The sequence below is a fragment of the Flavobacterium sp. IMCC34518 genome, from assembly GCF_027111095.2.
GTDB classification, from domain to species: domain Bacteria; phylum Bacteroidota; class Bacteroidia; order Flavobacteriales; family Flavobacteriaceae; genus Flavobacterium; species Flavobacterium praedii.
In genome coordinates, this window is record NZ_CP114284.2 from 1502070 (window position 1) to 1514158 (window position 12089).

At 34.0% G+C, this 12089-nt stretch carries 7 protein-coding genes; 2 read left to right on the top strand and 5 right to left on the bottom strand.

Going from position 1 to position 12089, the window contains the following annotated elements; genetic code table 11:
- The first annotated feature begins 116 nt into the window (after positions 1–116).
- Positions 117–899, top strand: a complete 783-nt coding sequence (locus OZP06_RS06665) for an alpha/beta hydrolase (protein WP_269224198.1) — start codon at positions 117–119, stop codon at positions 897–899.
- Here the strand turns inward: OZP06_RS06665 and OZP06_RS06670 are convergent.
- From OZP06_RS06670 to OZP06_RS06690, 5 genes are all read right to left on the bottom strand, one after another.
- Positions 896–1567, bottom strand: coding sequence for an ATP-binding cassette domain-containing protein (locus OZP06_RS06670; protein ID WP_281324391.1), 672 nt, complete (start codon positions 1565–1567; stop codon positions 896–898). The two genes, OZP06_RS06665 and OZP06_RS06670, sit on opposite strands and share 4 nt — an antisense overlap.
- A 297-nt stretch (positions 1568–1864) precedes the next feature.
- A complete protein-coding gene (locus OZP06_RS06675) occupies positions 1865–4630 on the bottom strand; it encodes a PD-(D/E)XK nuclease family protein (RefSeq protein WP_269224201.1) in 2766 nt (921 codons plus the stop codon).
- 66 nt (positions 4631–4696) lie between these two features.
- Positions 4697–6157, bottom strand: coding sequence for an OmpA family protein (locus OZP06_RS06680; protein WP_269224202.1), 1461 nt, complete (start codon positions 6155–6157; stop codon positions 4697–4699).
- A 111-nt stretch (positions 6158–6268) separates the two neighbouring features.
- Positions 6269–7462 (bottom strand): glycine C-acetyltransferase, encoded by a 1194-nt coding sequence (gene kbl / locus OZP06_RS06685; RefSeq protein WP_269224203.1) that lies wholly within the window; start codon positions 7460–7462, stop codon positions 6269–6271.
- A gap of 78 nt (positions 7463–7540) precedes the next feature.
- Complete coding sequence (locus OZP06_RS06690; RefSeq protein ID WP_281324392.1) at positions 7541–10777, bottom strand: UvrD-helicase domain-containing protein; 3237 nt, start codon at positions 10775–10777, stop codon at positions 7541–7543.
- Between the two features lie 295 nt (positions 10778–11072).
- On the opposite strand from OZP06_RS06690, the gene OZP06_RS06695 reads away from it, so the two are divergent.
- Positions 11073–11681, top strand: coding sequence for a superoxide dismutase (locus tag OZP06_RS06695; protein WP_269224205.1), 609 nt, complete (start codon positions 11073–11075; stop codon positions 11679–11681).
- Positions 11682–12089 lie beyond the last annotated feature (408 nt).

Consider the following 12089-nt stretch of genomic DNA (forward strand, 5'->3'; position numbering starts at 1 on the left):
CGGCTTTCAGAAATGGGAGCCGTTTTTATTTATAAAATGCTTTCCTCAAATGTAGCATTTAGGAATTTAAAAAATTAATTTTGCAATTGTAAACTATCAACATAATCTTCACTCTTTTGGAAACACTTCTCTACAAAAACACGCAAATTTCGTATTCGGATTCCGGAAAAGGAACGACTGTAGTATTGCTGCACGGTTTTCTAGAAAACAAAACCATGTGGGATGCTTTTGTTCCTGAATTAAGCAAAAGAAACCGAATCATAACCATCGATTTATTGGGACACGGCAAAACCCAAAGTTTGGGTTACATACAAACCATGGAAGAAAACGCCGATGTGGTTCACGAGGTTTTATCCAAATTACGAATTCGAAAAGCCATTCTTGTGGGACATTCCATGGGCGGTTATGTCGCTTTGGCTTTCGCCGAATTGTATCCAGAAAAAATGAAAGGATTGGTATTGCTCAACTCTACTTCCAAAGAAGACAGTCCCGAAAGAAAGAAAAACAGAGACCGCGCCATCAAAGCTGTCAAGAAAGATTACGAAACCTTTATCAGACTTTCTATTGCCAATTTATTTAGCGAAGACAACAGAGAAATACTTATCAAAGAAATTGAAGAAGTCAAAATTCAAGCTTTACAAACTCCTTTGCAAGGAATTGTCGCCTCATTGGAAGGAATGAAAGTTCGAAAAGACCGAGAATTTCTTTTACACACCACTACTTATCCAAAATTATTGATTCTAGGGGAAAAAGATCCCGTTCTCAATTACGAAGAAAACCTCGAACAAATAAAAGGCACTGATGTTGAATTGGTCACTTTTGAAGATGGACATATGAGTTCTATTGAAAATCAAGCCGAATTACTAACTGTTTTAGGAAACTTTTTCAAAAAAATTTAAAGCATTCCTTCTTTCAAATAGCCTTTCTCAATCAATTCTTCTTTCCAAAGCAGATGATGCGCCTTGCCTTCTTTGAGCAAAACCAATTTGTTTGATACTTTGATTACATTTTCATAATTGTGATCAGAAATAATAATCCCTTTCTTTATTGAATTGGCAACTATCAATTCATTCACTTTAGAAACTAACAAAGGGGATAAACCATTATAAGGTTCATCTAACAAAACAAATATTGAAGAATTATTCAGTATAATTTTAATTTCTAAATAACGTAATTCACCTCCTGACAAATGCGCAATTTTTTTATCTAAAATCGATGCAATCATTTCATCTGCATTAAAAGCTGAAATATTTTCTTTTGAAACTGAAAGTTGAATCGCTTTTTTAACTGTCAACCTCTTCGGAATACAATTATCTTGAGGCAGATAACTAATTTCATCGAATAAATCCTTAGTCTTTGTTTTTACATTACCATCAATTCTAACAAACTTAAAATCGGCAGATTCAATTCCAAAAATAATTTTTAGCAAAGTTGACTTCCCCGAACCATTCCTACCTAGAAGTCCAATAATATCATTAGTCTTGCATTTTAAATAAACATCCGACAAAATGTTTTTGTTGTCAAAAGATTTCTGAACACTATCTATTTCTAAAAAATGATTTTTCAAAACAACCTCTTTATTACATTAAAAATACAAACCGAAATAATTAAAAAAGCAAAAGTAAAACACCAAGAATACATCCAAAGCTGCATTTTAGAAATTTTATTATTGAAATAAAACACGTATTCATTTTTGGAGTTAACTTCTTTAAAGAGTAAACTTAAACCAAAACCAAAAGTCAGAACCGAATAATTAAAAGCTATAAGTCCACCAAAAAGAAAGACAAAAAAACTAGCTGCAAAATTAATCACAAGCGTGCTTTTGAAAAACGCAAACAGGTTGTTCCATTTTCTACTCATTCCTTTATAAAATTTTCTCCTCAAAAGGAATTGTGACATCCAAAATTTCATTCAGTAACAAAACAATTTGCTCCAAATAATTGGATTGGATATCATTGTTAATAATGGAAACACTCTCTTTTTCTTCTTTAAAATTAAAGGGCAAAAAACCTGATTTTAGATTTTTGAACGAAATGATTCCTGCCTCAATAGGTTTGCCTTTTGCATTTTCCTCATACATATAGGCGTATGCCAAAACCTGAATGATTTTGTCATTTTTAATATCATCCGTTAATCCTTTCCAAGATTTAAGCGTAACACTGGATTTCTCTACTTTACCCGTTTTGTAATCAATGATTCTGATGATACCGTTGCGTTCTTCAATTCGATCCACATTTCCCTTAATCAAAACAGGAAAAGGCAAACTCGGATGTTGCACCATTCTTTCAAACGTTTTTTCAAGTTCCAGAATCTTTATAGCATCTCCGTTTTTAATACTTTCTAATTCTACTTTCAAGAAATTGAAAACATTTCGTTTTGCTACTTCAAAAGCCAATAAGTTCCTTCCTTTTTTGATTTCCCCTTCTTTGTACACCACTTTAAATTGAATCAAAACTTCAGAATCAATTCGCTTAATGCAATTCTGAATATCCATTTCTGAAATAAACTTACCAACGAAAGGTTCGTATAAAACCCGTAAAGTCTCGTGTATAATTGTACCTAACGTATTCAAAGCAATATTCTCTTCAACCTCTTCGACTTCACTAATCCGCAAAATCTTTTGAAAATAAAACTGAATCGGATTCCTAATATAACTTGTTAATGCCGAAGGTGAAAAACCTTTTTCAGCAATTTCTCTCAGCCTCATCACCACCTTCTCTGATTTCGGAATAACCATTGGCTGATACGCAGTTTCAGGCAAAACAGCATTGTAAATTTCGTGGGTTAAATTGTGTTTGGGTTGTTTCTCTACTTCTAGTTGAGTTATGAAACGACTTTTCTCTCCTGCATCAAGACCTTCACTTTCGGTATTATACAATAAATAAATGTTTTTGGCGCGTTGCAACAAATGGTAAAAGTGATAGGTGTAAATGGCATCTTTCTCTTTAAAAGTCGGCAATCCCAATTCACGTTTCACATCATAAGGAATAAAAGAATTCTGTGATTTCCCAGCAGGGAATTTCCCTTCGTTCATAGAAGTGATTATAACCGTTTCAAAATCCAATACTCTACTTTCGAGAACACCCATGATTTGAAGTCCATTCAAAGGTTCTCCTTCAAAAGAAACTTCAGCCAGATCAATTACTTGTTTGTAAATGGTATGTAAAGTATCAATTGTATCAATTTCTTTGTGTTGAGAATAATAATTAATCAACTTATTAATTACTTTAAAAATGGCGTAAACAAAAGATTTAGTTATTTTTTCCTCTTCATTTTCATCACTCAAATTGCTCTTCACCTTTAGTAACAAACTCGAAATTATTTTTAAAACAGCAATAGAACCACTTTCCCATTTTTGAAAAACAAGCGAGAATAAATCACTGGCATTATCATTTAATTCCAATAATTTATGATGACTGATAAATGTGTAATTGTTCTTATTGATAATGCTAACCAAAGCACTAGTGTTGGCATATGGCTCAATTAATGGATGGGTAAGAATATCCAAAACGTCTTTGTAATAAAAAACGTAACTACTATTGCTTCTAGACAATGCATTGGTGTGCATTTTAAACAATTTAGCGATCAATATTTGCGCTGGATTGTTTTTACTAGAATATCCCATCGTAATATTCAAAGCACCAACAGAATTTGGAAGAGAATACAAGAGTGGAATCAATAAATTCTCTTCTCCTAATACAATAGCCACTTTATCTAATGGAGTATTGGGATTTTCAATATTGATTTTTTCAATAATACTCCCAGCAATTTTGGCTTGACCAATCGTTTTTGGTGTACCAATAACGTGAATGTTTTTGGTTGCCGAAAAATCATCTACTATCCATTCAAAGGGGTGTGATTTATAATGTTTCCAACTTTCTTTGAAACGACGTACAAACAAGCCCGCATCATGATATGGATCGTTAAGAAAAGTTTGATCCGAATCCCAATAAATCTTAGCTTGCTCATTAGCAATAAGATGTTGAATTATTTTTTCTTCTGCTGCATTCAATGCATTAAAACCAGCAAAAACAAATTGTTTCCCTTGAATTAATTTTGAAAAATTCAACATATTATTTACGGCCTCTCTATATATCAATCCTTGATATCCGATTCCTTTTTTTAACAAATGTTCGTAAAGAGATTGGTAATAATTGGGTAATAATTTCCAAAAATCAATATAGTTTTCGAGTAACTGAGTTTTATTTTCGACTTCAATTCCCCACTTTTTAATATCTTCAATATCTTTCAAGTAGGATAAGACATGTTTGGAGTCTAATAAATAACGATCGATTTCATTAAAATCCTGAAGTAAGGTTTTGCCCCAATTGGCAAAAAGTTCAAAAGATTGTTGATTCTTTTTTTCCGTAATAGACAAATAAACTTCATAGAATTCAAATAACAATTCTATAGGATCAATAGTTCTTATTCCTGAAATGTTTTGAACAAAATCTTCTATACTTATAATTTCAGGCGAAAATATATTTGTCTCAGTTTGGTTTTTTAAAGCTTCAATAAGAAATATTTTGGCTCGCTTATTGGGTAAAACTATAACCGTCTCGGCTAGTATATTTCTATAATCTGTAAGTAGTACAGTTGCAATTTTATCTAAAAAAGAAATAGTATTCATTTTATAAATATAAAAAAAGCCGTTCAATTAAGAACGGCTTTTTAGAAAAATAATATTTAAATAGTATTATGGGTTTACTTTCATTCCAGAAGGTCCACCAACATATACAATTTCAGTTCTTCTATTTGCAGCTTTTCCTTTAGCTGTTTTGTTTGAAGCTACTGGTTTAGTATCTCCGAAACCTTGTGCAGTCAAGTTAGCTGGATTAATTCCTCTTGATACTAAAGCATCAACAACTGCTTTTGCTCTAGCTTCAGAAAGTTTTTTGTTCATTGCTGGTTTACCAACATTGTCAGTATGTCCATTAACTTCAAATCTAGCATTAGGATAGTTTTTCAAAATTTCTTTGATAGCATCCAAACTAGTTGCAGTTGCAGGTTTAGCAGCATCTAAAGTAGCTTTACCAGTTACAAAGAAAATTGATCTAGCTTGAACTCTTAATTCTTTAACTACTTCTTCAGTTACTTCAGGACAACCTTTGTTGCTTGCAGGACCAGCTAGGATAGGACAATCATCCTCTGTATCAGGTACACCATCTTTATCAGCATCTAATGGAAGAGGACATCCATTATTGCTAGCAGGACCAGCTACTGTAGGACATTTGTCAGAAGCGTCAGTAATACCATCTCCGTCAGTATCAGGACAACCTTGGAATTGTTTCAAACCTGCAACAGTAGGACAAGCATCATCAGGATCTGCTACACCGTCACCGTCTGTATCAGGACATCCTTGGAATTCAGCTGGACCAGCAATTGTAGGACATTTATCTGAAGCATCTGTAATACCATCAGAATCTGTGTCAGGACAACCATTGAATTGTTTTAAACCTGCCACTTCTGGACAAGCGTCATCTCTATCATAGATTCCATCACCATCAGTATCTTTAGCACCAAACTTGAAAACAAGTCCTGCAGAATATTGAGTGTAAGATGGAGCATCAGGAGTATTTGTACCAGCATATTGTCTGTCTCCAAAAGATTTTTTGTAAACTCCTAATAAAGAAAGACCTACATTTTCAGTAAACCAAAAGTTTAATCCAACTCCTGGGTTTACAGTTCCGTAGCTTTCGTCACCTAAGAAAGTATAACCTCCACCAACGCTTAACGTAGGCTCAATTACTTTAGATTTTAATAATTCCATGAAACTATAAGTAAGTGTAGCATCTACTCCGTAGTACATTAAGTCTCCAGGATTTACTGCTAAATAATCACTTTTATCTGGTGTACGTCCAGCAACTGGAACAACAAATTTATCTACTTGGTTGATAGAACCTGTAACTCCCACGATAAAACCACTTCCTACGTATCTTGAAACGTTGATGTAAGAAACTGAAGGAAGAATATTCCAGTTGTCGCTTACTTTAAATGGCTGATCAAAATGACTCATAAAGTCACCTCCAGCACTAGATCTGTAGTCAATCGCGTTTACTCCGAAACCGATAGCCCATTTATTGTTACTGTCTTGTGCCTGAGAGCTTAATCCCATCACCATCATACCAGCAACTAAAAGTTTGTTAAGATGTTTCATACTTTGATATTTTAATTACAATTAGTTAATTTCAAACAAAAGTAGGATGATTTTCTGTAACATCAAAATAAAATGTTAAATAATACACCTCGGAATTGTAAAATTTAACAATTATATTACAGCAAGTCTCTTGCCTACAGTTACAAATGCACTAATTGCCTTATCTAAATGTTGTTTTGTGTGAGCTGCTGATAACTGTACTCTTATTCTAGCCTTATCCTTTGGCACCACTGGGAAAAAGAAACCAATAACATAAACTCCTTCTTTCAACAACTCATTAGCCATATTTTGAGCTAATTTCGCATCATATAACATAACTGGTACGATTGCGGAATCTCCTTCTACGATATCAAAACCAGCCTCTTTCATCCCTGCTTTAAAATAATTGGTATTCCATTCTAGTTGATCTCTTAGTGATGTATCCTTTTCTAGCAATTCAAAAACCTTAATAGATGCACCTACAATAGCCGGAGCCAACGAATTCGAAAATAAATAAGGTCTAGAACGCTGACGTAACAATTCAATTATTTCTTTTTTAGCGGTAGTATAACCTCCCATTGCTCCTCCTAATGCTTTTCCTAGTGTCCCCGTAATGATATCGACACGCCCCATAACTCCTTTGGCTTCAAGTGTTCCTTTGCCTGTAGCACCTATAAATCCCGCAGCATGGCATTCATCCACCATAACTAAAGCATCATACTTATCTGCAAGATCACATATTTTATCTAATGGCGCTACAACTCCATCCATAGAGAAAACACCGTCAGTTACTATTATTTTAAAACGAGCTCCTGCCTCATTTGCTTTAATTAGTTGCTGCTCTAAATCTTGCATATTGCTATTTTCATAGCGATAACGAGCTGCTTTACACAAACGAACACCGTCTATAATAGAAGCATGATTTAAACTATCCGATATAATGGCGTCATTTTCTCCAAATAAAGGCTCAAAAACGCCTCCATTGGCGTCAAAAGCTGCAGCATATAATATAGTATCTTCTGTTCCGTAAAAATCGGCTATCTTTTTTTCTAAGGTTTTATGAATATCCTGAGTTCCGCAAATGAAACGTACCGATGACATTCCGAAACCATGAGTATCCATAGCGTCTTTGGCCGCCTGAACTACTTCTGGATGTGAAGAAAGTCCCAAATAATTATTGGCACAAAAATTTAAAACTGTTTCTCCCGTTGAAATAGTGATTTCAGCTCCTTGTGGTGAAGTAATTATTCTTTCTTTTTTGAAAATTCCGTTTTCTTCAATAGTTCGAAGTTCAGATTGTAAATGTTGTTGAATTTTACCGTACATTTTATTTTGATTTAAAAGCTAAAAGTTTAGAGCCCAAAAGTACTGCAAACTTCTATTATTTGACAATTAATTTATTTTTTACAAATGTACTACATCGATTTCGGTTCCTATATATACCAAAGCTTTTTTTACCACTTTGTAGCCCATCTTCTCAATAGCCATTTGATAATTATCCAATTGAAATTTATACTTTGGACTAGAAAGCCCAGTTTTATAATCCAATAAAAAAACCTCTTTGGCTTTATTAAACACTATTCGGTCCGGTTTTATTGTTCCTCCTTCTTTTTGAATAATCGTTTTTTCATTCAAAACCTCGTTCCCTTCAGCAAAATGCATTCCTAAATCTTGATGATTTACTATTTCAATTATAGCATTGTAAACAATTTCTTTTTGAAGTGCCGAAATTAATCCACTTTCTAGCGCTCTATTTATAGCTTGTTCTACATCCTTTTTTGTCGCTACAAAAGAAAGAATTTCGTGAATTACATTACCAAATTCGATTGCTTCCTGCTGATGCGTTCCCCACATTAATGCTTCCTTTTGTGCTATTTTTATATTTTTAGGATTCAATACCTCCAAAACAACTGGGATATTCTTGGTCGTATCAATATGTTTTTCTTTAGCAGACAACTTTGCAGGATTTCCAAAAGGATATTCCAATTGATTTTCATCGTAAGGTCCTTGTTGAATCAAATATTTTATAAAAAAAGAAGCCATATTGCTTGGATATTCACCATCTTTTCTTGGCTTTAGATTTTGAGAGATTATATACAATTGCTCTTCAGCTCGGGTCAAAGCCACATACAACACATTAATATTATCCAACAATTCCTCTTGTTTCTTTAAATTATAAACCGCTGAAGCTTCTGAACCAAATTCCTCAATAGCGCTACTGTTATCCACTAGCACTTTCGGCATATCAAAATCTTGCTCTTCCGAGTTCAACCATAATTTATCTTTTGGTTTTCTGTTGTAATCTTCTTCGGCAAAAGGCATGATAACCACCGGAAATTCTAATCCTTTTGATTTATGAATGGTCATTATTCGAACCGCATTTGTTCCTTCGGGAGAAGGAATACTAAATTTCTCCGAGTTTTTATCCCAATAATTGAGAAAATCTGAAATTCCTGCTTGATTACGAACATCGCGTTCTAGAACAATGTCTAGAAAATACTGAACATAAGCCCCACCACAAGCCCCCCCCGCCCCCGAAGGGGGAGCTGACAAACTAGACGTAAGCATTTCCTCAATCTTAGTAGCTCCCCCTTCGGGTGCGGGGGAGGCTAGGAATTTTGAAACAATAATCTCAACCGCTTCATACAATGATTTTTTTCTAATATTTTGAAAAGAAAGCTCAATATTGCAGTTCTCCAACCATTGTTCAAAAGCCAGTTCCTCTTTCAATTCCATTCCTTTGGCTATAAAGTCATGAATAGGCAATTCCTTTTGTTTGTGTTGTGCCAAATATTGCAAAAAGTTAGCCTTTGATTCTAAATCGGAACTGTTTTTTAAATATTTTAAAATATGAATAATCAATCGGACTTCGGTGGCGTTTTGAATCATTAATGTTTCGGAAGACAAAAGCGGAATGCTTTGCTCCGTTAAATAATTGGCAACCGCAATTCCCTGACTTCTTTTTCGGGTCAGAATTACAATATCTTTGTATTCAAATCCTTCATTAGTTACTTTTTTAATGGTCTCTAAAGTAGCCAAAACATATTGTGCCGTTTTATCCAGGACGTCTTCGTCTTCGGTTTCTGGCTCTTCAATTTTGGGCAAAAATGAAATATTTACATAACCGCCTACTTTATTATTTATCTTTTGATGGCTGTGATTTTCGTATAAATCTTTATAATCTGCATTGTTAAACTCATTCGACAACAATTGAAAGAAATCATTGTTGAATTCGATTACCTGCGAAAAACTTCTATAATTTTTGTCTAAATGCTCCAGTTTTTTATCGGGATTGTTGAAAGGATTTTGGTCTTTGCTCAACTCAATAAACTGTTCTGCTTTTCCGCCACGCCAGCGGTAAATGGACTGTTTTGGGTCGCCCACAATCATTAAAGTTCCTTTTTGACCCGAATCATCTTGACCCGAAAGCGCATTATCAATAAGCGGAATCAAGTTTTGCCATTGCATTTCGGAAGTATCCTGAAATTCGTCAATAAAAAAGTGACGGTAGCGCTCGCCCAATCGTTCATATATAAAAGGAGCAGGCTGATTTTGTATTTCGCGATGAATAATCGCATTGAACTCCGTTATCGAAAGCACATTTTGCTCGTTCTGAATTTTAGCCAATTCATTACTTACTGTATTCAATAAAGATAAAGGTGTAATGTTTTTTAAGAACGCCTTGTAAAAATTCCTTTTTTCGAAGTTCTTGTAAATTTCAGCAAGAGTTTGTAGTAATTCAGGGATGATATTTTCTATTAAAGCTCGGTCTTTGGCTGTTTTATTGATAGCAATGTCTTCGAACTCCCTAAACATTTTATTTTTCGGATTGAACTTTTCATCAGCAATACTTTGAAGATGATTGGGAAAAGTTCCTCTGGAAAAAGATTTTAAATCGATTCCATTTTTATCAATTAATGACAACGAAGTTACGGCAAGGGTTGCATTTTCTTTTTCTAAAGTTGCACAGACCTTAACTAATTTTTCTTTTACAGCTATAAAATCACTTATCGATTTATCGTGAAAATGGACAATCTCGTTTCGGTTATTTTCATTCAGCACTAATTTTCCTGTTTCCAGAATTTCACGTGAGATGTCCCACGATTTATCATCATCGATTTTTTCCATTGTGAAATCGATGAGCAATTTGGTTAGAGTTTCGTCTTCACCTGCTTGTGCAATGATCGCATCTACGGCTTCAATTAAAAGGTTTTCGGTATCCAAAGTCACCTCAAAAGTCATGGGCAATCCTAAATCGTGTGCGAATGCGCGGATGACTTTGTGCGTAAATTTATCAATCGTGGATATATCAAAAGCAGCATAATTATGAATAATATGCTTGATGATTTGCTGGGATTTGGTTTTAATTTGAAGGATTGAAAGTGCCGTATCTATTGCCAAATCCTGCATTAATTCCAACGCTTTGGCATTGGGTTCGTCTTTGGCAAATTCGGACAAACTACCTACAATTCGGCTTTTCATTTCGTGCACCGCTTTGTTGGTAAACGTAATGGCAAGGATATTTCGGTAAGCGTCGTTCTTGTTTGCCGTAAGAATAATTTTGAGGTATTCTTTGACAAGAGCGTATGTTTTTCCCGAACCTGCGGAAGCATCGTATATGGCGAAAGAAGGTCTTTCCATTTTTATTTTTGAATGAGGATTAACGATTTATATTTTTGAATTTTACTAATGGTTCCTAAAATGCCTAATGCCCTAGCCCTGATGGGAACGGCATCCTTTTTATCTCGTCTTTTTTTTGGACGAGATAAAAAGATATAGTGTACAGCAGGAAATAGCTCCTAATTACTAGAGATTTTATAGTAAGAATTACACTATCATTTTATTTGATGAAATTATAACAAAATAGAATTATATATTCCAAAGTTAAATGTTTAATTTTGAATAAAATATTTATAAATCATTAAACAACTATATTATGGCTTTTGAATTACCACAATTACCTTATGCGTATGACGCATTAGAACCTCATATTGATGCTCGTACAATGGAAATTCACTATACAAAACATCACAATGCGTATACCACCAATTTGAATGCAGCTATTGCTGGAACTGATTTGGAAGGAAAAACGATTGAAAACATTTTAATTAACCTAGATAAAACGAATGCAGCGGTTCGTAACAATGGTGGTGGATTTTACAATCACAATTTGTTTTGGACAGTAATGTCGCCAAATGGTGGAGGTTTGCCTACTGGTGAATTGTTAGACGCTATTGAAAGTTCTTTTGGTACTTTTGAAGAATTTAAAGCGAAATTTTCGAAGGCTGGTGCAACACAATTTGGTTCTGGATGGGCATGGTTGTGTGTACAAAAAGGAGGTAAACTTGAAGTTTGCGGAACTCCAAATCAAGACAATCCCTTGATGCCAGAAAATGGATGTGGAGGGACTCCAATTCTTGCTATGGACGTTTGGGAACATGCTTATTACTTGCATTACCAAAACAGAAGACCGGATTATATTGAAGCATTTTTTAATGTAATTAACTGGACTGAAGTGGCTAGACGTTTTGCTTTAGAAAAATAAGACTCTTAGCCCTCAAGGGGGAATTATAGAATAAAAAAAAGAGGTAAGAAAAGGATTTTAAAAATCTTCTACTTACCTCTTTTTTTTTAATATCCTCGAAAATTTGTTCTTATAATTGCTTTTTATTCCTCCTTTAAGGGTTATGGGGCTTTGACTTTATTCCAATAAAAAAGGTGAAATGTTACTTTCACCCTTTTTGCCCCAAATCTACCATAAACTTAACCTACTAAAAATTATGGTACTCAAATGTACGATGGTAATTCTTTATTTTAAAATATTTTCGATGAACATCCAAAATACTCGTTTATATGCTAAATAATTGATTTTCAGAGTATTTGACTTGTTATTATATTCTTAATTATAGAATTCAAAAAATATTTTATAGAACTAAAATCTTGATTATATTCC

Excerpts from the sequence above, each read along its gene's own strand:
- OZP06_RS06675 (WP_269224201.1), bottom strand. The coding sequence starts at position 4,630 with ATGAATACTATTTCTTTTTTAGATAAAATTGCAACTGTACTACTTACA.
- kbl (WP_269224203.1), bottom strand. The coding sequence starts at position 7,462 with ATGTACGGTAAAATTCAACAACATTTACAATCTGAACTTCGAACTATT.
- OZP06_RS06690 (WP_281324392.1), bottom strand. The coding sequence starts at position 10,777 with ATGGAAAGACCTTCTTTCGCCATATACGATGCTTCCGCAGGTTCGGGA.
- OZP06_RS06695 (WP_269224205.1), top strand. The coding sequence starts at position 11,073 with ATGGCTTTTGAATTACCACAATTACCTTATGCGTATGACGCATTAGAA.
- OZP06_RS06680 (WP_269224202.1), bottom strand. The coding sequence starts at position 6,157 with ATGAAACATCTTAACAAACTTTTAGTTGCTGGTATGATGGTGATGGGA.